The organism is Kitasatospora sp. NPDC088134 (assembly GCF_044741705.1).
Classification (GTDB): domain Bacteria; phylum Actinomycetota; class Actinomycetes; order Streptomycetales; family Streptomycetaceae; genus Kitasatospora.
On the sequence record NZ_JBIUTD010000029.1, the window covers coordinates 79,730 to 99,939 of the forward strand.

The following is a 20,210-nucleotide window of genomic DNA, read 5'->3' on the forward strand; positions in this document are numbered from 1 at the left end:
GCTCCGGGCCCTGGCGGTCCGGCTGCTTCCGATAGCTATAAAGCTAAGGCTAATAGCCTTAGCCGTCAACCCCTCGGCCTCGCTCTCCGGCTGTCCCGCCGAGGCGGCCCTCGGGGCTGCCCATGGGCGCCGGTGCCCGCCGACGCCCCGTCGGACCCCGTCAGACCCCGTCGACCTTGAACGGGTCGTGCTCGGCGAGCAGCTTCTCCAGGCGGGCCTGGTCGACCCGGCTGGTGATCGCGCCCTCGTCCTGGCGGTCCCGGATCACCTTGGCCAGCGTGAACGCGGAGGTGATCAGGTAGATCATTCCGACGGCCAGGAAGGCCCGCATCCAGGCGCTGACCGGCAGGTAGGCGATCCCGAGGGCGAGGGCGACGGTGGCCAGCGAGAAGGAGGCGACGGACTGCAGGTAGTAGGCGGCGGTGGTGCGCTGCGGCACGGGTGCGGTCATGGCCCCAGGGTCCCGCCGGAGGTGGCGGCCGGTCGTGAGTACGGATACTCAACGGGCCCGTCACGATCCGTCATGGGCCGCCGTGGGTCACCTGGCGAACCATCACAAATCACCCATAGGGCGTCAGGAAACTTTCATCGCCTCCCGGGAGGAGCTTGGAATCATGGGGTCCATAGGATTAACGTTTGATAACGCAGCGCGGTCGGCAACGCCGTATCCAAGCGGCACCGTGCGCCACGCCTAATCCCACGGGTCTGCCTCCGGGCGGCCCGGGAGCCGGGGAACCACTTTCCACCGGGGTGAATCGGAACGGCCCCAGGGCCCGACCGTAGGAGACCTTCCACCTCCGAACCCGTCAGCTAACCCGGTCGGCGGCAGGGAAGGAAGGAGCACGCCTCCGTGGCGTCGACGTACCCCCAGAGCACCGGCACCCAGGTGCTCGACCACCCGACCGGCAACGAGGGCGCCCGGCACCGGCTGCCCCGCCAGTCCTCCCGCTCCAGCGCACCCCTGCTCGGCGTCACCGCGGTGACCGCCGCGTTCGGAGCCACCGCCTTCGCCCAGGCCCCGGCCGCCGCTCCCGCCATCGTCAGCCCCGACGAGGCCTCGGACGGACTGCTCGCCGCCGACCCCGGGCTCGCCCTCGCCGCCCGCATCCAGCAGCAGGCCGACGGCCAGCGCACCGCCGCCGACGAGTCCGCCCGGATCGCCGCCGCCAAGGACGCCGAGGCGAAGCGCGCCGCGCAGCAGGCCGAGGCCAAGCTCGCCTCGCACACCCTGCCGGTCGCCGACTACACCCTGAGCGCCGAGTTCGGCCAGGCCGGCGTGCACTGGTCGCGCCTGCACACCGGCCTCGACTTCGCCGCCCGCACCGGCACCCCCGTGGTCGCCATCGGCGCCGGCACCATCACCTCGGCCGGCTGGTCCGGCTCCTACGGCTACCGGATCATCCAGACCCTGCCCGACGGCACCGAGATCTGGTACTGCCACCTCTACCGGATCAGCGTCGCCACCGGGAGGGTCACCCCCGGCACCGTCCTCGGCTCCGTCGGCGCCACCGGCAACGTCACCGGCCCGCACCTCCACCTCGAGGTCCGCCCCGGCGGCGGCGCGCCGATCGACCCGCTGCCCTGGCTGCAGAAGCTCGGCCTCCAGCCGTAACCCCCGCCCCACCGACGGCCGGGAGACGCCCAGGGCGGCCCCCGGCCGTCGCCGCGCCCGGCGGACGGCGGGAACGGCGACGGGGGAGCGACGGCCCCGAGGAAGCTCCGGCCCCGGCCCGCGTCGGCGTTGGCCTGTTGGCTCCGGCGTGCTGGCCCGGCCTGTTGGCTCCGGCGTGCTGGCCCGGCCTGTCGGCCCCGGTTGGCCAGTTTCAGCCCGTCGACCCCGACCTACCAGTTTCGACCCGTCTGCCCCGCCCTGTTGGCTTCGGCTTGTCAGCTTCCCCGGCCCGCGCCGGCCTCGGCCGGTCGGCTCCCGCGCGTCAGTTCCCGGCCGTTAGTTCCGACCCATCTACCCCGACCCGTCAGTCCTGGCCCGCGCCAGCTTCCGCCCGTTAGCTCCCGGCCGTCCGCCCCGGCCCGTCAGTCCTGGCCCGTGCCAGCTCCCGGCCGTCCGCCCCGGCCCGGTGATTCAGGCCCGGCGGTTCCGGCCGCCCCTGCGGCGGCCGAACGCGGCCAGGCCGAACAGCAGGCCGCCGGTCAGGAAGAACGGCTCGTAGAGGAAGGTGGCGAAGCGGGCCATCGCGTCCAGGCTGTCCACCGAGCGGTGGCCGATCGCCAGGGCGGCCCAGTCCGGTATCGACGGCAGGGCGTGGAACACCAGCAGGGCGGCGGTGGCCCGGGCCGCGATGAGCAGCCACCGGGCCGGTATTCGGCCCGTCGGCGGCCGGAGCAGCGCCAGCGCCAGCGCGGCGGCCACCGCGCACATCGGCACCGCCGCGATGTCGATCACCAGCAGCGGGGTGTTGTCCAGCACCGACAGTTCGTCGGGCAGGCCGATCCGGCCGCCCAGCAGCCAGTACAGGTGCACCAGGGAGAACAGCGCCGACCAGGCTGCGGCGGCCAGGGCGGCGACCCGGCGGACCGGAGCGGTCAGGGGGAGCGGGGAGAGCGGGGCGGCCGGGTGCGCGCCCGGAGCGGTCGTCGTGTCCATGGCTCAAGAGTGCCCCCGCCCCCGGCCCCCACGGATCGTCCGTAAGGCCACGGTTGATGGTCCGTCAGGTCGATCCGTAGGTCGTCCGACCGGCCGACCCGCCCCCGACCCCACCCCGACCCGGCCCTACCCCGCCGGGGGTACATCCGACCGGAACCGCCACCCGCCCGAGCGGCCTCCCACCGGAACCGCCGCCCACCCGAGCAGCCTCCTGCCGGAACCGCCGCCCCCGGGGTCAGTACTCCTCCGGCGCCAGGTCCGGGAACTCCTCCAGCAGCAGCCGGGCCAGCCCGGGCACCGTCCACTCCCCGCACAGGTCGATCGCCGCCTGCGCCACCGCCTCCTCGAACTGCTCGAACTCACCGGCCAGTTCGGTCGGCATCGGCAGGCCGCGGGCGTTCAGCTCGGCCAGGTTCCGGTACGAGCGCGTCATCAGGCCCTGCTCCAGCAGCCGCCGCGCCCCGTCGGTGGAGACCCCGACCAGCAGCGGCCGGCCGGGCTGGTCCCAGTTGCCGTCCCCGTCCAGGTCGGGGGCCCGGTCGAAGGCCGCGTGCCGCTCCTCCTCCGGCAGTTCCCGGAACGCCGCCAGCCAGTCGCGGACCGCCGCGAGGTCGTCCGTCGGCACCCCGTCCGCGCGCAGCAGCAGCGCGTACAGCCGGGGCCAGGTCACCAGGTCGGCCCGGCGCAGCAGCGACACCAGCACCTCGCCCTGCCACTCCGCCTCCGCGAGCAGCTTCTCCCGGCGCTTCGCGTTCAGCCGCCGCGCCGCCCGCTGATGCTCGATCAGCAGCCGTACCGCGGCCGCGTACTGGGCCGGGTCACCGTCCGGCTGGACGTACAGGTGCAGCTGCTCGTACAGCAGGTGCTCCAGCACCGGCGAGGACAGCTCGGGGAAGCCCTCGTGCAGCCGGGCCCCGCCCAGCTCCAGCAGGGTCAGGACGGTCCGCACCGCCGGCTCGGGCACCGGGTCGAGGTCCGCCCCCGCCGCCCAGGACAGCAGTTCGGCGGCACGGGTGCGCGGGATCAGGTGCAGGTCTTCGTCGTCCACCCAGGTACGTTAACCGGTCCCCGCCCGCCCGCCGGGCTCCCGGACCCGGGCCCCGCCCGCCCGCGGGGTGGCCGGGCCCCCGGTCCGGGCGGGGGTTAACCCCACCCCGAAGTCGGTAGTGGGCCTCATTCCGCCGACCCGGCCCGCTGCGGCACCTTGGAAGCGTGCCCGGCACCGCCGACCGGCGGCGCCGCCCGACCACTCGAAGGGCCTGCGGATGTCCACCGCTGCGTTCCCCGCCGCCCCCGGCGGCCCCCGCCACCTCGGCCGACCCGGGTTCTGGCGCGCCCCGTTCTCCGGACACACCTACCGCGAGTACGGCTACACGGTCAGCGGCCTGCCGCTGGCGATCCTCGGCTTCACCCTGGTCGTGACGCTGTTCAGCACCGGCCTCGGCCTCGTCGTCACCATGCTCGGCCTGCCCGTGCTCGCCCTGCTGCTCGCGGTCTCCCGCGGCCTCGGCGCGGCCGAGCGGCTCCGCGTCCGCACCCTGCTCGACCTCGAACTCCCGGACCCGCCCGAGCTGAAGGTCACCCGGGAGGGCGTCTGGGGCGCGATCACCGCCCGGCTGGCCGACCCGGTCGGCTGGAAGGCCGCCTTCCACCAGTTCGTGATGTTCCCCTGGGCGGTCCTCAGCTTTACGCTCTCCACCGTCTTCGTCTGCACCGGCTGGGGGCTCGCGCTCTTCCCCTGCTACCAGTGGGTCTTCGCCCGCTACACCCCCTGGAACGGCTACCGGATCGCCGACTGGACGGACGCGCACGGCGTCCAGCACGTCTACGAGATCACCGAGACCTGGCAGATCGCCGCCGTCACGCTGCTCGGCCTGGTCTTCCTGTTCGTCACCCCGCAGCTGATCCGCGCCCTCACCGGCGCCAACCGCTTCGCCGCCCGGGCCCTGCTGGCCGGTCGCTGAACGGTCGCCGGACTGTCGCTGAACGGTCGCCGGACGTGCGACACCCCCGGGCCCGTGGTCGGATGACCCCGGGCCCGGGCCGCACCCCGGGCCCGCCGAACGCCCGGAGGACACCCATGACCAGCCCGGCCGCCAGTACCGGACCGACGCACCGTCAGCGGCCGGGCGGCGCACCCGTCCTGGTCACCTCCCGGCCGCTCGACGAGTACTGCGCCGCCTTCGGCCTCACCCGCGCCGCCCTGGGGCGGCTGCCCGGCCCCGTCCTGGACTGCCCGGGCGGCGCCGCCGCCCTCGCCGCCGAGGCCCGCGCCCTCGGCTGCGAGGTGGTCGCCGCCGACCCCGGCTACGCCCTCGGCCCGCACCGGCTGGCCGCGCTCGCCGCCACCGGCCGCGCCACCATGGCCGAGGACCTCCGCCGCCGCCCGCCCCGCCGCCTCCCGGCCGGCCACCGCCGCCCCGAGAAGTACCTGCGCAGCTGGGACCGGGCCCGCCGCCTGTTCGCCGCCGACGCCGCCACCGGCCCCGAGCGCTACGTCGCCGCCGCGCTGCCCCGGCTCCCCTTCGCGGACGGCAGCTTCGCCCTCACCCTCAGCGCCTACCTGCTGTTCGCCTACCCGGCCGTGTTCACCCCCGCCGACCAGCTCCGCGCCCTGCGCGAACTCGCCCGGGTCACCACCCCCGGCGGCGAGGCCCGGGTCTTCCCGCTCTACGACCACCTCGGCCGCCGCTGCCCGCACCTGCCCGAACTGCGCGCCGCGCTCCGCCACTACGGCATCGCCAGCCGGGTGCTCAGCACCGCCCCCGCCCAGCACGTCCTGGTGCTGGGCCCCGCCCGCTGACGCCGACGCCCGGGGTCCGGAAAACGCAGACGGCCCGTGGGCTGCTCCTCGGGCCGGGCCCCGACGGACGGGGACGGCGGTCGAGGCACCGGGGATGTACCGGTGAGCCCACGGGCCGGGTGACTGCTGGGAATTAGCCTGAGCCGGGGGCCGAAGGCCCCGTCACTGCACAGGCAGGGGCGGCTCTAGCGAGCAGCCACCTCACGCATCCTGAAAGAACTCAACTCAGGATCACCTCCTTTCAGTGTGCTGCCACGATAAGCACCGCCCACCGCCCCGGGCAACGGATTTATTCGGCGGGGCCGGACGGGAGAACGCCGAAGGCCCGGAGGCGGTGCCTCCGGGCCTTCGTGCTACTGAGTAGCGGGGACAGGATTTGAACCTGCGACCTCTGGGTTATGAGCCCAGCGAGCTACCGAGCTGCTCCACCCCGCGTCGGTAAACACGACTCTACGGGAGTCCCGCGCAGAAGGGAAATCCAATACCGCCACACGCGTCACCGCAGGTCGGAGCCCGGGTCCACGTCCGGGGCCGCAGGCCGGTCCACGCCGGGGTCCGCAGGCGGCTCGGTGCTCGGCCCGGGAGGCTCCCCGACGGGCAGCCCCGCGGCCGGCTGCCGGGTCCGGCGGGTCTGCGCCCAGACCGCGAAGCACACCAGGGCCGCGAAGCACGGCACCATCACCAGGCCGTACACCAGCAGGAAGCCGTCCGTGCCCAGCCCCGCCGCCGCGTTCCACACCCCGTGCAGGGCCATCGCCAGCAGCAGCCCGACCGGGGCGCCGAGTCGGGCCGGCAGGCGGCGGGCGGTGGTCAGCGTGACGGCCAGGCCGAGGCCGGTCAGTGCGGTGAACAGCGGGTGCGCGAACGGCGACAGCAGGGCCCGCAGGACGAAGGTGTGCACCGTCCCGTCGAAGTCCCGCAGGCTCGGGGTCTGGCCCAGGCCGATCGCGTCGATCCGGGCCTGCCGGTCCGCGGTGAACGCCCGGCCCAGGTACAGCGCGTTCTCGGTGAAGGCGAACCCGCAGGCCGTCACCCCGCCCAGCACCGTGCCCGCCGCCAGCGTGCGCGGGCTCGACCGGGCTCGCTGCCGCCCGGCCGGGGCGGGCCGGAAGTGCGGGGCGGGCCGCTCGGGGCCGCGCCGGTGCCAGAGCAGGCGGCGCAGCCACCCGCACGGGCGGTCCGGCTCGCAGCGGTGCCCGCGCCGCAGCGGCAGCAGCAGCACCAGCAGCGCCGAGCCCTTCGCCACCTCCTCGATCAGCGGAGTGGCGAACTCCGCGCCCAGGGTCTCCCCGCGCAGGCCCTGGTGGGCGAGCAGGAAGTCGCTGGCCCACCCGTTGGCCAGGATCGCCACCGTGGTCGCGGCGCACGCCCCCCAGGCCAGGCAGAACAGCGTGTGCCGGATCGGCACCCGCGCGGTCTGGTTCAGCCAGGCCAGCGAGCCCAGCACGAACGGCAGCGGCAGCAGCGCCAGGCCCAGTCCGACCAGCAGTCCCGTGGTCCCGGTCTGCCGCTGCACCAGGTGCAGGATCAGCACGCCCGAACCGGCCAGCGCCAGCGCCGCCAGGGCCGAGGAGAGCGCCGGCAGTCGCAGCCGGCGCAGCAGCGAGAGCGCGGGCAGCAGCGGCCACAGTCGGCGGAGCAGCGGGGGCGCCACCCGCTCCGGCGAAGAGGTCGTCCGCTCCGGCGGGGGATCGCTCGGCTGCCGGGGGATCGGCCCCTCCGCCATCGAGGACACCGGGGGCACCGAAGGCGCCGGGGACGCCGGGGACGCCGGGGAGGCCGGGGACCGCGACCGCCCCGGGAACAGCCCGCAGGCCCGGCGCGCGGCCGGCTCCGGAATCGGCCGGAGGCCGGTGGGGGGCGTCGGGGACTCGGCGGCCATGGCGGCCGCCCCCACGGGCGGCCCGGGGGAGGCCCGGCCGCCGGGCGGACTGCTCACCTGCAGCAGGGTAGGGGAAGCCCGCGTTCCGCCGGGAGAGGTCGGTACGATCCGCACCCGGAGGGTGACGGATCGTCAGCACGGTCGAACGGGTCCCGCCGGGCGCCCGGCCTCCCTACCCTGGGGCCATGGGGGAGAAGAAGCCGTCGGAGCAGTTGCCGCCGTCCGGGCGCCGGGAAGTCACCGGGCCGGACGGCGTACGGATCGAGATGTTCTTCCGGGAGCCGTTCCCGCTGGGGAAGTCCCACTGGGACGCGGCGTTCGTCCACCCGGTCGCCCTGGTGATCGTGCCGGTCGCGCTGCTGCTGTGGGGGATCGCAGGCCTGGTCCGGATCGGGCGCGGCCGGCGCCGGTTCGGGGTCCGGGTCCTGGTGCACGCCGCCGAGCCGTACGAGCGGCGGCGCGGCTTCGACGACCGGGGCCAACTCCACGCCTACCAGGCATGGTTGGTCGATGAGATCGGCGAGCGCGGCGCGGCGGCCGTCCCCCGGCCCCCGGCGGTTCCGGGGCGGTGATCCCCCCGGCGGCCGGAGGCTCGTGACATCCGTCATGCGGAGCTGGTGACGGCGCATCCTGGGCCCGGGCGGGGTCGCCCGGGCAGAGTGGTGCCACCGCCGGGCAAGGGCCCGGGCGGGTCACGGGGACGGACCGGGGGACACCATGAGCAGCATCACCATCGACACCTACGCCACCACCGCCGTCCTGGCGAAGCCCGTGCGGCCCGCGAAGCCCGTCGAGCTCGTGAAGCCGCTGGAGCCCGTGGCGCCGGTCGAGCCCGTGCAGCCCGTGGCGCCCGTCGCGGAGGAGCTGCCGAGCGCGGCCGACATGCGGCTGCCGGTCTGGTTCTTCGGCTTCGAGGGCGTCCTCGCCGGGGCCTTCGACCTGCTGCGCGCGGTGCCCGACGCCTGGCCCGCGCTGGTCGCCCTGGGCGCGGTCAACCTGGCGGTCTCGCTGACGATGATGCGCAGCCGGCTCAAGCTCGCCAAGCTGATGTGGCGGGGCAAGGGCACCCGGAACACCGCGCTCGCGCTGGTCGGCCTGCGGATCGGCAGCCACTTCCTGCTCGGGCTGCTGGGCGCGGCCGTGACCGGCGTCCTCGGGCACCTGCTGTTCGGGCTGCTGATGGCCGCGGTCACCGTCGGGTTGCTGGCCTACGCGCAGCGGACGGCGCTGGCCGCGCTGATCGCCGCCGGGAAGATCACCGATGGGAAGGTCACCGCCTGACCGGCGGGCCCGGCGGGACGGGTCAGCGGCGGCGGAACAGCAGGTCGTGCACCACGTGGCCCTTGGCCAGGCCGGCCCGCTCGAACTTCGTCACCGGACGCCAGTCGGGCCGCGGCGCGTAGCCCGGCACGCTGCCCGCCGGGTGCTCGGCCGGCTCCAGCCAGCCCGAGCCGTCGCCCTCCGGGTGCAGGTTGACCAGCTCCGGCGAGGCCCCCAGGACGGCCAGCATCTGCTCCGCGTACGGCTCCCAGTCCGTCGCGCAGTGCACCAGCGCGCCCGGCGCGAGCCGCGGCAGCACCAGGGCCAGGAAGGACTCCTGGATCAGCCGGCGCTTGTGGTGCTTCGGCTTCGGCCACGGGTCCGGGAAGAACACCCGCAGACCGGCCAGCGAGGCGTCCGGCAGCATGTCGCGCAGCAGGATCACCGCGTCGCCCGCCGCCAGGCGGACGTTGTCGGAGCCGTCGCGCTCCAGGAACTGCAGCAGGTTGCCGTGGCCCGGGGTGTGCACGTCGGCGGCGAGGATGCCCGCGTCGGGGGCGGCGGCGGCCATCGCGGCCGTGGTGTCGCCCATCCCGAAGCCGATCTCCAGCGTCACCGGGCGGCCGTCGAAGAGCGACGCCACGTCCAGCGGCGTGCCGTCGATGGCGAAGCCGTACCGCTCCCAGCCGCGGTCCAGCGCCCCGGCCTGGGCCTTGGTCATCCGGCCCCGGCGGGGCTGGAAGCTGCGGATGCGCTGCTCGCGGTGCTGGGCCTCGGTGGCCTTGTGCGGGTACATGGGCGCGGGGTAGCCCGCCGGGGCGGCGGACAGCCGGGCCGACGCGGACGACTGGGTGCTGGGGGCGGAGGAGGTCACAATCGCACCAGTCTAAACGGGTGACGCGACGGGCCGGGCGCGGCCGCCACCGGGCCCGCTCGGCACCCGGCGCTCAGCCCGCCGCCTGCCGCCTGCAGCCCGGCGCTCAGCCCGCGGCCAGCGCCGCCACCGCCCGGCGGGCCACCTCGCGGCCGATTGCCAGCGAGGCCGTCGCCGCCGGGGAGGGCGCGTTGAGGACGTGCACCACCCGGCGCGGGGAGCGCCGGTCCGCCGGGTCGAAGCCGGCGAAGGCGAAGTCGTCGAGCAGGGTGCCGTCGGCGGCCACCGCCTGGGCCCGCACCCCGGCCGCGGTCGGGACCAGGTCGGCCTCGGTGACGGCGGGCAGCAGGCGGCGGACGGCGGTGGTGAAGGCCCGCTTGGAGAGCGAGCGGTGCAGCTCGCCCAGCTCGTAGCGCCAGTGCCGGCGGGCGATCCGCCAGGCGCCGGGGAAGCGCACCGTCTCGGCCACGTCCCGGGGGATGAACGTCCGCCAGTCGTAGCCCTCGCGGGCCAGCGCCGGCACCGCGTTCGGCCCGACGTGGACGTCCCCGTGCACGCCCCGGGTCAGGTGCACGCCGAGGAACGGGAAGGCCGGGTCCGGGACGGGGTAGACCAGGCCGCGGACCAGCTTCCGCCGGTGCTCGACGAGTTCGTAGTACTCGCCGCGGAACGGCACGATCCGGACGCCGGGGTCGTCGCCGGCCAGCCGGGCGATCCGGTCGCTGTGCAGGCCCGCGCAGTTGACCAGCACCGCGCAGCGGATCTCGCCGTGCGGGGTGGTGACGGTGACGCCGTCGGACCGCCGGGCGATGCCCAGGACGGTGCTGGCGAGCCGGAGCTCGGCCCCGCGCTCGCCGGCCAGCGCCGCGTACCGGCGGGCCACCGCCGGGTAGTCGCAGATGCCGGTGGTGGCCAGGTGCAGGCCCGCGATGCCGGACACCTCGGGCTCGTGCTCGCGGATGCCGGCCGGGTCGAGTTCGAGCAGCGGGATGCCGTTGGCCCGGCCGCGCTCGGCCAGGGCGGCCAGCCGGGGCAGTTCGGCCCGGTCGGTGGCCACGATCAGCTTGCCGGTGACCTCGTGCGCGATGCCTTGGTCGCGGCAGAACTCGACCATCTCGCGGGCCCCGTCGGTGGCGTACCGGGCCTTGAGCGAGCCGGGCCGGTAGTAGACGCCGCTGTGGATCACCCCGCTGTTGCGGCCGGTCTGGTGGGCGGCGAGCGAGGTCTCCTTCTCCAGGACGGTGACGCCCAGCCCGGGGTGCTCCCGGGTGAGCGCGTACGCGGTGGACAGGCCGACGATGCCGCCGCCGACCACCAGGACCTGGACGTCGTGCTTCAACCCCGCACCCCTTTGCGAACGTTCGGACCGGACCCGCCCGATGGTGCCACGGGCGGGCCCGGCCCGCGTAGGAGTTGACGGGCCGTCAGCCCGTGGTCAGCACCAGCCGGGCCCGCTCGGTCAGCTCCTTGACCCGCTGCTCGTCCCGGTACGGCTCCAGCCGGCGCAGCAGCTCCACCACGTACTCGCGGCTGCGGTGCGAGGAGATCCGCCCCGCCACCTCGACGGCCCGCTCCCCGGCCGCGACGGCGGCGTCCAGGTCGCCGGCCTCCGCCTCGGCCATCGCCGAGACCACCAGCCGCAGGCCGTGCGAGCGGACGAAGCCCTCGGTCGGCCGGGCCAGCGCCTCCCGGGTGAACTGCCGCACCTTGCTGGGCACTCCGAGGTCGCGGAAGCACTCGGCGGCGTCCGCCGCCAGCCGGTCGTAGGCGTAGAAGTCGATCCAGCTCGGGTCGGCGTCGCCGGGGCGGGCCCGGTCCAGCGCGGCCTCCGCGGCGGCCAGCGCGGCGCCGCAGGCGGGGGCGTTGCCGGCCTTGGCGTGCGCCCGGGCCTCGACCAGGTGGAAGAAGCTCATGGTGCGGGCCGTGGCCAGGCCCCGGTTGCGCTCCAGCGCCGCCTGCGCCAGGTCCACCGCCTCGTCCGGGAAGGACCGGTAGGCGGCCTGCAGGCTCATCGAGGCCAGCACGTACCCGCCGAGCGGCACGTCCCCCGCCGCCCGGGCCAGCCGCAGCGCCTGGATGTAGTAGCGCTGCGCCGCCTCGTGCTGGCCGGTGTCGAAGGCCATCCAGCCCGCCAGCCTGGTCAGTTCGGCGGTCGCGCCGAACAGCGCCCGGCCCACCGCGTCGCTGTACGAGGCGAGCAGCAGCGGGGCCGCCTCCACCCGCAGGCACTCCGGCACCATCGAGGAGCGCCAGTCGCCGCCCCCGTACTTGGAGTCCCAGCGGCGGGCCTCCTGGGCGGCCTCGCGGAGCTTCGCCGCGTCCACGTGCCCCACTCGGTACCCCGTCAGGTCGGGGACGGCCTCGCGGGCCACCGAGCCGTCCGCGGGCGTGATCAGCCAGCGCGAGACCGGGGTGGCGTACGCGGACACCGAGAAGGTGCCGGCCAGGCTGTCGCTCCACCGGCCGCCGCCGGGGCCGCGCCGCAGGTCCAGGTCGACCCGCCACAGCTCGGTGGCGGAGCGGACCGCCTCCGGGACCTCGCGCGGGAACTCCAGGCCCAGCTCGGGCGTGGGGTGCGAATCGGCCAGGCCGATCTCCTCCAGCGGCACCGGGCGGCCCAGCTTGTTGCCGAGCGCGGTGGCGATCAGGTGCGGCACCGGGCGCTGCGGCACCATCCCCTTGGTCACCCAGCGGGCCACCGAGGTCTTGTCGTAGCGGAGGGTCAGGCCGCGTTGCGCGCCCAGGTCGTTGACCCGGCGGGCGAGCCCCGCGTTGCTGATCTGGGCGAGCGCGAGGAGGGCCCCGAGCCGGTCGTTCGGCCCTCGTGAGCTGACGGTCATGGTGGCGGTGGCACCCCCTGGCGACGTCGTGCGCGGATGGCGACGGGGCGCTGGGACAGCAGCACGCCACCGGACTGCAGCACCTAGCGTAGTCGCCCGCCTTCCCAGGGTTAAGAGGTCGCATTCCGGTTGGCGGGAACGCGCCGCGTCCGCGCCGGGCGCCCGGGGGCCCGCGGCACGGTTCCCCGGCACCTGCCGGACGCCCGTGCTCCGGGCCCGTGCCCGCGTGCGCCACCCGTGCTCCCTGTCCGCAGCGGCAGGTGGGCGATTCGCTGGACCCCGTGGATCGGCCCGCCGTCGAGGACCCGGCGGGCCGGGGGAAACGCTGCCTCGATCCCCGCGGGCAGCGGCGGGTCCGGGAGGGCATGCGGATGCCCTCCCGGTCCGTGCGGCGGCTTTCGGCCAAAAACGGCCGGGCGACGGCGCCCGCGGACCGCGCCGGAACTCGCGCGACCGGTCACCGACCGTACCCCGGAGGGGAGTTCGGGACCCGCACGGCCCGGGCCCCGGAGGGGGAGGCCCGGTCCGTGCGTCCCCGCGACCCCGGAAAGGCCGGCGCCCGACGGCCCCGGTGGTGGCACGATGTCTCCTGACGGCGCGCCAACCCCGTACGCCCGCCCGGTCGTTCGCCGTGCGCGCCCGCACCACAGGTGGAGGCGCGATGCGGTGGCTCACCGGCTGGAGCGGCCCGACCGCCGCCGACCCGACCCTCGCCGCGGTCCGCCCGATCGCCGGCACCCTGCTCTGGGGCGGACCCGGCCCGCTCTGGGCGGTCGGCGACTGGCGCCCCGACGAACTGCGCCTCGCCGTGCTCCGCCCCGGCGGCCCCGCCACCGTCCGCGGCGCCCTCGACCCGCGCGACCCCGCCGACGACGCCGGCCACGACACCCCCGCCACCCTGCGCCTGGTCGTCGCCGGCCGCTGCGGTGCCACCGACCGCGAACTCGCCGACGGCCTCGCCGCCGCCCGCGGCGGCGCCCTGCGCCACCTCACCCGCTGGCCCGGCAGCTACACCGTCGTGCTGCGCACCGGCACCCGCTCCACCGTGCTGCTCACCGACCTGGCCGGCGCCCGCCCCGTCTTCCACACCCCGTTCGCCGGCGGCACCGCCTACGCCACCGCCGCCCTCCCGCTCGCCGACCTGGTCGGCGCCCCCGTCGACGCCGGCCACCTCGCCGCCCGCCTCGCCACCCCCGAGACCCCCGAGACGCTCGGCGACCGCACCCCCTACCGCGGCGTGCACCGCGTCCCGCCCGGCCACGCCCTCGGCATCCGCGGCGGCCGCGCCGACCACACCTCCTACCCGGAGGACCCCGCCGAGGAGCGCGCCGAGGCCCCCGCCGTCCGCGAACTCACCCGCGCCCTGCTCGAAGCCGTCCGCTGCCGGGTCCGCGCCACCGCCCCCGCCGACCGGCCCCGGCTCGGCGTCGACCTCTCCTACGGCACCGCCTCCGCCACCGTCGCCCTGCTCGCCGCCGCCGTCCCGCTGCCCGCCGGGCCCGGACCCGACACCGGGCCCGGGCCCGGGGCCGGACCCGAACGGCCCGCCGCCCGCACCGGCGCCGTCAAGGGCTCCTGGGCCCGGCGCCCCGACCCGCCCGAACCCGAACCGCTGCCCGCCGTCACCCTCGGCGACGCCACCGGACTCGCCCTCGCCGTGCACGCCCCCCGGCTCCGCCACCTCGTCCTCGACCCGGTCGCCCCCTACGCCGGACTCGCCGACCCGCTGGCCGGACCGCTCACCGACGAACCCGGCCCCGTGCTCACCGAGACCGCCCGCTACGCCGCCGCCCACCGGGCCGGCGGCGCCGACCACCTCACCGGCCACGGCGCCCGCCAGGTCCTCGACGGCCACCCCGCCCGGCTCTCCGACCTGATCCGGGCCGGCCGCCCGCTCGACCTGCTCGCCCCGCTCGCCGCCCTGGCCGGCGCCGACCGGGCCGCCGCCGGCGCCCTCACCGGCACCCTGCAGACCCCCGTCACCGTGCTGCGCGCCGCCCGCCGCCTCGCCCGCGGCCGCTACGCCGACGCCCTCGACGACCTCGCCGTGCGCCTGACCCTCCGTCAGGGGCCTTATTCCGGAAGGACGATGGGCAACTCCACGGTCGCCGAACTCGCCTGGCACCGCCCCGGCCCGGCCGCCCACCTGCTCGCCGACGAACCGCTCGCCGCCCTCGCCCAGCACCTGCGCACCGCCGCCCGCGGCCCCGCCCCCACCGAACCCCCGGGCGCCCGCCGGGCCCGGCTCGCCCTGCACCGGCACGCCGCCCGCTACCGCACCCTGGTGCACGCCACCGAACAGCACGGCCAGCGCCTGCACGCCCCCTTCCTCGACAACCAGGTGCTGCGCGCCGCCCGGCTGCTCCCCGACGACCTGCGGCTGCAACCCGGCTCCCGCCCCGCCCTGCTCGCCGCCGTGCTGGCCGGCGCCGGCCGCACCGACCTCCCCGCCGGCTGGGGCCGCACCGCCGGCCCCGACCGGCACGAACTGGCCCGGCGCGGCCTGCGTGCCGCCGCCCCCGTCCTCGCCGAACTCCTCGACCGCCCGCTGCTCGGCGAGGCCGGACTGCTCGACACCCCCGCCGCCCGCAAGGCCCTCGCCGCCGCCGCCGACCCCGCCCGGACGGCGTCCCCCGCCATGCTCGCCGCCCTCGCCGAGGTGATCGGGACGGAACTCTGGCTGCGCCGCCTGGCCGCCCGCCGCCCCGGCTCCTCCTGGACCGGCCTGCCCGCGCCCCGGCGCACTGCGCTCGCCACCTGACTGCCCATCAGTTTCGCTAGCGCGCCTGCGCGGTGGGCGGACGGCCCCGGGATAGCGTCGGTGCCCGTCCCGCCCCTGCCCCCGGAGGCCCGCGATGACCGCCGAGCTGCCCGTCCGCACCGAGCCGCCGCCGCCCGGCCCCGCGATCCTCACCGGCTGCGACGGCTCCGACGCCTCGCTCTGGGCCCTCGACCGCGCGATGACCGAGGCCGAGGCGCACCGCCTCCCACTGCACGTGCTCGCCGTGGTCAACCCCTCGCCGGCCGGCTACCCGCCCGGCATGGCCGACCTGGTCCAGGAGAGCGCCGAACGGCTGACCGCGAGCATGTCCGACGGCCTGCGCCGGGCCGTCGCCACCGTCCAGGCCGCCCGCCCCCGCCCCTACGCCGGCGAGCTCACCCTGCACGTCGTCCTCGGCAACGTCGTCGACCTGCTGCTCCGGGCCGCCGGGGGACGGCACACCCTGGTCCTCGGCACCCGCGGCAACGGCGGCTTCGCCCGGCTGCTGCTCGGCTCGGTCAGCACCGCCGCCGTCCACCACGCGACCTGCCCGGTGCTGGTCGTCCCGCCGCCCGCCGAGGAGGGCTGAGCCGCCGCCCGCCGAGGAGGGGTGGGGCGATCCGTCCCGGTCCGGCCCGGAATGACTCCCGATGGTTGAGCGTTCACCTTCCTTGCGGAGGCCGGCCGGCCGCCGCGAACCGCCCGACAGGAGTCATCCCCGCCATGAAGGTCGAAATCTACTCGGACATCGCCTGCCCCTGGTGCTACGTCGGCAAGCGGCGCTTCGAGCAGGCCCTCGACGCCTTCGAGGGCAAGGACGGCGTCGAGGTGGTCTACCGCCCCTACCAGCTGGTCCCGGACGCCCCCGAGCAGGCCCGCCCGCACCGCGAGTGGCTCGCCGAGCGCTACGGGCCGCAGTCCCTCGCCATGGACGCCCGGATCACCGAGGTCGGCCGCACCCTCGGCATCGACTACGACTTCGACACCGTGCAGGAGGTCAACACCCTCCGCGCGCACCGCCTGCTCCACCTCGCCGAGACCGAGTACGGCCCCGCCGTCCAGGCCGCGCTCAAGGAGCGCCTGCTCAAGGCCCACTTCGCCGAGGGCGTGAACGTCGGCGCCGCCGAGGCGCTGGTCGAGCTCGCCGCCGAGGTCGGCGTCGACCGCGAGCGCGCCGCCGCCTACCTGGCCGGCGACGAGGGCGAGGCCGAGACCCGGGCCGCCCTCGCCGAGGCCCGCGCCATCGGCGTCACCGCCGTCCCCACCTTCGTCTTCGAGGGCAAGTGGGCCGTCCAGGGCGGCCAGGAGGCCGAGACCTTCCTCCAGGTGCTCCGCCAGGTCGAGGCCGAGACCGCCCAGCAGATCGTCCCGCTCGCCCCGGCCGCCGACACCTGCGAGGACGGCACCTGCGCGATCTGACCGCGGCCCCGGGGCCCGGCTTCGGGGCCCGGCCCGGGTCAGCCAGGCGGTCAGCAGGTCAGCCGGGCCTGGGCCCAGTCCGCGAGGTCGATGACCGGGACGGAGCCCGAGGCCGGGGTGACCAGCAGCCGGAGGGCGGACTGGCCGTCGAGCGGGACGTGCACCGGCACCGGGCGGTCCCACGGGGACATCTCGGGGGAGCTCCACAGCACCGTGCCGTCGTCGCCCTGGACGGAGAACACCGCCCGGCCGAACGAGACGCCCAGGTCGTCGAGGCCCACCACCGCGTCGAAGGACCGGCAGGGCCGGTTCAGGTCGATGGTGACCCGGGCCGGCACCGGGACGGCCAGCACGTGCTGGTAGCGGTTGCCGTGCAGCCAGGCCGCCGGCCGCTGCAGCACCTGGCCGCCGCCGCGGATGGTCGGACCGGCCTCCGCCGCCCGGTGCCCGCGGTTCAGCGGCAGCTCGTCCAACCAGAACTGGCTGACCGTCGGCGTGGGCGACGGCGTCGGCTCCGGCGTGGGAGTCGGGGTCGGGGTCGGCGTCGGTGACGGCGCGGGGTCCGGCGCCGGTGCGGGCGGGGGAACCTGCCGGGGCGTCGGGGACGGCTTCGGATCGGGGGTCGGGGTCGGCGTCGGTGACGGCGTGGGGGTGGGAGTCGGCGTCGGCTCCGGCTCGGGGGTCGGCGTGGACGTCGGTGACGGCGTGGGCGCGGGGCTCGGCACCGGCGCGGGGGTGTCCGGCGCCGTGGTGGCCGGCGGCGCGGCCACCGGCGGGGCCGGCTCGGGCGAACCGGTGAGCGCGAACGCGGCGACCGCGGCGGCCACCACCGCGATGCCCGCGGCGATGCCCGCCTTCGCGGCGGTGCCCAGGCCCTCGCCAGCCGCGGCGGCACCGCCACTGCCGGAGGACCCGGCCCCGCCCGCGGCGGTACCCCCGGCCGCGGCACCGGCCGTGCCCGTCCCACCGGTGGCGGTGGTGCCGCCCACCACGGTCGCGCCGGTGACGGCCACGCCCGTGACGGCGGCACCGCCGACCGCCGCGGCCGCGACCGAGAACCAGCCGGTCCCGATCCAGAGCAGCGCCCCGCCGGGCAGCACGGCGCGCAGGCTGTGGTTGATGTCGGCCAGCTCCAGGTACGCGGCCGTGCACCGGTCGCACTCCTGGACGTGCTTGCCGACCTCCGCGGAGGCGCGCTTGCGCAGCGAGCCGCGGGCGTACGCGCCGAGCCGGTTGGCGTACGCCGCGCAGCCGGACTCCTGGCTGCCGGAGACGTGGGCCTGCAGGAAGGCGGCGGCGAGCCGGTCACGGGCCCGGTGGGCCTGCACCGCCGTCGCGTTGGCGGTCTTGCCGAGCATCACCGCGACGGTCTTCGGCGACTCCCGCTCGACCTCGGTGTGCCAGAGCACCACCCGGTCGTCCTCGGGCAGTTCGGCGTACGCGCGCATCACCATCCGCCGGTCCGCCAGCGCCAGCGCCCAGGCGTCCGCACCCGGGTCGGCGAGGTCGAACTCGATGGTGGCGGCGGAGCCCTCGGCGAAGCCGGTGAAGTCGTCGACCAGCTGCTCCCGCCGGTCCGAGCGGGCCCAGGCCGCCGCGACGTTCCGGACCGCCGTCAGCAGGTAGGCGCGGACGGCGAACTCCGGCCCCTTGCCGGCCTTGAGCGCCTGCAGGGTGCGGGCGAACACCTCACCGGCCAGGTCCTCGGCGGTGAAGCTGTCCCGGCAGCAGGTCCGGGCGTAGCGGCGGACGGCGTCGGCGTGCCGCCGGTAGATCTCCTCGTACGCGGCGTCCTCGCCGGCCCGCACCCGGGCGGTCAACTCGGCGTCCGAGGCCGGGCGTTCCCCGTCGACCGGGTCGGCGGGGGCGGGCACCGTGGCCCGGGCCTGCAACTCGTCGGGGACGAAGGACTCGTCGCCGACGAACGCCTCCGGGGCGACCCCGCCGAGGCCGGCCGGGGCCTGGCCCGGCACCCGCCCGCTCAGCGACTCCCGGGCGGGGCTGCCGCCCTGGTCCGGGACCTGCCCGGGCGCGACCGGACCGGCGCCGAACTCCCCGACCTCGCCCTGCTCCTCGGGACTCACCGGGCACCGCCCCGCGGCGCGGCGTACGGAACGGGCCGCCCCTCGACGTCGAGGGCGGTCACGGTACGCAACGGGACAATGGCTCCAACCACGGGCAAAGGATGGCATAGCGCAGCGACCACCGGTAGCCGCTTCCGCCCGGGCCCACTCTTCCGGGCAACCGCTCGCCGAGGTGTTCGGAGCCGGGCAGCGCCGGAGCCGCGGGTATTCGGACGGTCTCGCACAGCATCGCTCCCCGCAGCGCGGACCGCTCCGACCCGTCACCCGAACGTGCGCCCGGCCGGAACCCCCCGCCCGGCCATCGTCCCGCACCGCTCGTCAATTCGTCGACCCCCGGCCCCGGTTCGGCACCGCGACCGGGCCGGAACCCCGGCCCGCCGCCCGGTCAGGCGGCGCGCAGCCCCTGGAGCAGGATCTGCAGCAGCCGGTCCCCGGCACTGCCCTCGCCGGACTCGCCGACCGGCATCGCCGCCGCCGCGTGCACCGGCACGGCCGCCGTCAGCACCAGCACCACGTCGGCCACCGTCACCCCGGGCCGCAGCTCGCCGGCCGCCCCCGCGCGGGCCACCAGCGCGGCCAGCAGCTGCAGCAGCAGCCGCGGGTCCGCGCTCTGCTCGGCCGGGTCCGCCGCCGACTGGCCGCCGAACGGCCGGAGTTCGGTACCGCGCTGCTCCGGCACCCGGCCGATCTCCTCGGCGTACCGGAACGCCTCCGGCGGCAGCAGCCGGCCCGCGCCCGAGGCGGCGGCCCGCTGCAGGAAGCCCGCCAGCGCGTCCCACGGACCGGTCAGCCCGCCGTACAGCGACTCCCGGGCCTGGGTGGTCAGCCAGGTGACCTCCTCGGCGGCGATCCGCTGGACCAGCACCTCCTTGCTCGGGAAGCGCCGGTACACCGTGCCGACGCCGACCCCGGCCCGCCGGGCGACCTCCTCCATCGGCGCCCCGTAACCGAGTTCGCCGAACACCTCGCGCGCGGCGCGCAGCACGCTCTCCAGGTTCCGCCGGGCGTCCACCCGCAGCCGGGAGTTCGCCCCCCGCCCCCCGGCCTCCACCGACCGCTCGCCGGACGGGAAGGCGTACCGCTCCCGGCCGCCCGGGCCGCGCTGCTCCGGCACCACATCCACCGCGGCCCTCCCGAACGCAGACACCGGCACCCGCCCCGCCAACTGATCCTGATCCGACATGCGATACCTCCCCCGAGGCGCCCCGTCGTGGGCACCCGCACGGCTACTGCGCCCTGGCGCGCGCGGTCGACACCGATTCTCCGGTCCGACGTCCGCGCACTACCTTCCCCGGTTGGCCGCCGGGCAGTCCGCGCCGACGCCACCGGTACCGGGCGAACGGACCGGCACCATCGGCGGCCCGAAGCACAATCCGACCATAGTTCAGGGAAGTTCGCCGCAGAAGTGGACCACTCCACGCCCCGGATCGGACCGATCCCCGCTCCACCCCGGCCAAAACCCTCGCCGAACCGGAGTTTCACCCTACGTGAGACCCGTCACAGCCCTCCGTCACCGCCCCCGGCCGCGCGTTTCCTCCCGAGTCGCCCTTCTTTGCTCGTCCTTGACGCTCCGTCAGAAGCTCCGGAACCCCCGCTTCCCCATTCCCGCAAGGATGGAACGTATGCGTTTCCCTGACCGGGCCGATCATCATTCGCTAGCGTGACCGATTCGGCTCCACAAC

17 protein-coding genes, 1 tRNA gene and 1 riboswitch are annotated in these 20,210 nt (G+C 76.4%); of the genes, 8 read left to right on the forward strand and 10 right to left on the reverse strand.

All coding sequences use genetic code 11. The annotated features are described in order from the left end of the window. Nucleotides 1-160: 160 nt before the first annotated feature. Nucleotides 161-451, reverse strand: a complete 291-nt coding sequence (locus ACIOHG_RS31960) for a YiaA/YiaB family inner membrane protein (RefSeq protein WP_400955802.1) — start codon at nucleotides 449-451, stop codon at nucleotides 161-163. A 227-nt stretch (nucleotides 452-678) separates the two neighbouring features. Then, a riboswitch (cyclic di-AMP (ydaO/yuaA leader) is annotated at nucleotides 679-840 on the forward strand. 10 nt (nucleotides 841-850) lie between these two features. Between ACIOHG_RS31960 and ACIOHG_RS31965 the strand changes: the two genes are divergently transcribed. Continuing rightward, nucleotides 851-1,612 (forward strand): M23 family metallopeptidase, encoded by a 762-nt coding sequence (locus ACIOHG_RS31965; protein WP_400955803.1) that lies wholly within the window; start codon nucleotides 851-853, stop codon nucleotides 1,610-1,612. Nucleotides 1,613-2,083: 471 nt separating this feature from the next. Here ACIOHG_RS31965 and ACIOHG_RS31970 read toward each other — a convergent pair whose 3' ends face one another. Further along, nucleotides 2,084-2,605: a DUF3995 domain-containing protein gene (locus ACIOHG_RS31970; protein ID WP_400955805.1), complete on the reverse strand. Its 522-nt coding sequence runs from the start codon at nucleotides 2,603-2,605 to the stop codon at nucleotides 2,084-2,086. Nucleotides 2,606-2,840: 235 nt separating this feature from the next. After that, the gene (locus ACIOHG_RS31975) at nucleotides 2,841-3,653 is read right to left on the reverse strand and encodes a hypothetical protein (protein WP_400955806.1); all 813 of its coding nucleotides are present in this window, start codon (nucleotides 3,651-3,653) and stop codon (nucleotides 2,841-2,843) included. A 217-nt stretch (nucleotides 3,654-3,870) separates the two neighbouring features. Between ACIOHG_RS31975 and ACIOHG_RS31980 the strand changes: the two genes are divergently transcribed. Both ACIOHG_RS31980 and ACIOHG_RS31985 read left to right on the forward strand, forming a co-directional pair. Next, complete coding sequence (locus ACIOHG_RS31980) at nucleotides 3,871-4,569, forward strand: sensor domain-containing protein (protein ID WP_400955807.1); 699 nt, start codon at nucleotides 3,871-3,873, stop codon at nucleotides 4,567-4,569. A gap of 116 nt (nucleotides 4,570-4,685) precedes the next feature. Further along, nucleotides 4,686-5,408, forward strand: a complete 723-nt coding sequence (locus ACIOHG_RS31985; protein WP_400955808.1) for a class I SAM-dependent methyltransferase — start codon at nucleotides 4,686-4,688, stop codon at nucleotides 5,406-5,408. A 361-nt stretch (nucleotides 5,409-5,769) separates the two neighbouring features. Here the strand turns inward: ACIOHG_RS31985 and ACIOHG_RS31990 are convergent. Continuing rightward, nucleotides 5,770-5,843 (reverse strand) — tRNA-Met (locus ACIOHG_RS31990). A gap of 61 nt (nucleotides 5,844-5,904) precedes the next feature. Beyond that, entirely contained in the window at nucleotides 5,905-7,134 is a 1,230-nt protein-coding gene (locus ACIOHG_RS31995) for a PrsW family intramembrane metalloprotease (protein ID WP_400955836.1), read from the reverse strand. A 341-nt stretch (nucleotides 7,135-7,475) separates the two neighbouring features. Here ACIOHG_RS31995 and ACIOHG_RS32000 point away from each other — a divergent pair, with 341 nt between their 5' ends. Both ACIOHG_RS32000 and ACIOHG_RS32005 read left to right on the forward strand, forming a co-directional pair. Next, a complete protein-coding gene (locus tag ACIOHG_RS32000) occupies nucleotides 7,476-7,862 on the forward strand; it encodes a hypothetical protein (protein WP_400955809.1) in 387 nt (128 codons plus the stop codon). 145 nt (nucleotides 7,863-8,007) lie between these two features. Beyond that, entirely contained in the window at nucleotides 8,008-8,571 is a 564-nt protein-coding gene (locus ACIOHG_RS32005; RefSeq protein WP_400955810.1) for a hypothetical protein, read from the forward strand. A gap of 22 nt (nucleotides 8,572-8,593) precedes the next feature. On the opposite strand, the gene trmB is transcribed toward ACIOHG_RS32005, so the two are convergent. The 3 genes from trmB to ACIOHG_RS32020 form a co-directional block, all read right to left on the reverse strand. Further along, a complete protein-coding gene (gene trmB, locus ACIOHG_RS32010; RefSeq protein WP_400955811.1) occupies nucleotides 8,594-9,424 on the reverse strand; it encodes a tRNA (guanosine(46)-N7)-methyltransferase TrmB in 831 nt (276 codons plus the stop codon). Nucleotides 9,425-9,530: 106 nt separating this feature from the next. Beyond that, a complete protein-coding gene (gene lhgO / locus ACIOHG_RS32015) occupies nucleotides 9,531-10,763 on the reverse strand; it encodes an L-2-hydroxyglutarate oxidase (protein ID WP_400955812.1) in 1,233 nt (410 codons plus the stop codon). Nucleotides 10,764-10,848: 85 nt separating this feature from the next. Continuing rightward, on the reverse strand, nucleotides 10,849-12,264 hold the full coding sequence (locus ACIOHG_RS32020; protein WP_400955813.1) for an MFS transporter: 1,416 nt from the start codon (nucleotides 12,262-12,264) through the stop codon (nucleotides 10,849-10,851). Nucleotides 12,265-12,925: 661 nt separating this feature from the next. On the opposite strand from ACIOHG_RS32020, the gene ACIOHG_RS32025 reads away from it, so the two are divergent. The 3 genes from ACIOHG_RS32025 to ACIOHG_RS32035 all read left to right on the forward strand — a co-directional run bounded on the left by ACIOHG_RS32025 (nucleotide 12,926) and on the right by ACIOHG_RS32035 (nucleotide 16,444). Further along, on the forward strand, nucleotides 12,926-15,025 hold the full coding sequence (locus ACIOHG_RS32025) for an asparagine synthase-related protein (RefSeq protein WP_400955814.1): 2,100 nt from the start codon (nucleotides 12,926-12,928) through the stop codon (nucleotides 15,023-15,025). A 94-nt stretch (nucleotides 15,026-15,119) separates the two neighbouring features. Then, the gene (locus ACIOHG_RS32030) at nucleotides 15,120-15,614 is read left to right on the forward strand and encodes a universal stress protein (protein WP_400955816.1); all 495 of its coding nucleotides are present in this window, start codon (nucleotides 15,120-15,122) and stop codon (nucleotides 15,612-15,614) included. A gap of 134 nt (nucleotides 15,615-15,748) precedes the next feature. Further along, nucleotides 15,749-16,444 (forward strand): DsbA family oxidoreductase, encoded by a 696-nt coding sequence (locus tag ACIOHG_RS32035; RefSeq protein WP_400955818.1) that lies wholly within the window; start codon nucleotides 15,749-15,751, stop codon nucleotides 16,442-16,444. 50 nt (nucleotides 16,445-16,494) lie between these two features. On the opposite strand, the gene ACIOHG_RS32040 is transcribed toward ACIOHG_RS32035, so the two are convergent. Beyond that, nucleotides 16,495-18,528, reverse strand: coding sequence for a sigma-70 family RNA polymerase sigma factor (locus ACIOHG_RS32040; protein WP_400955819.1), 2,034 nt, complete (start codon nucleotides 18,526-18,528; stop codon nucleotides 16,495-16,497). A 385-nt stretch (nucleotides 18,529-18,913) separates the two neighbouring features. Beyond that, nucleotides 18,914-19,711 (reverse strand): TetR/AcrR family transcriptional regulator, encoded by a 798-nt coding sequence (locus ACIOHG_RS32045; protein ID WP_400955821.1) that lies wholly within the window; start codon nucleotides 19,709-19,711, stop codon nucleotides 18,914-18,916. Nucleotides 19,712-20,210 lie beyond the last annotated feature (499 nt).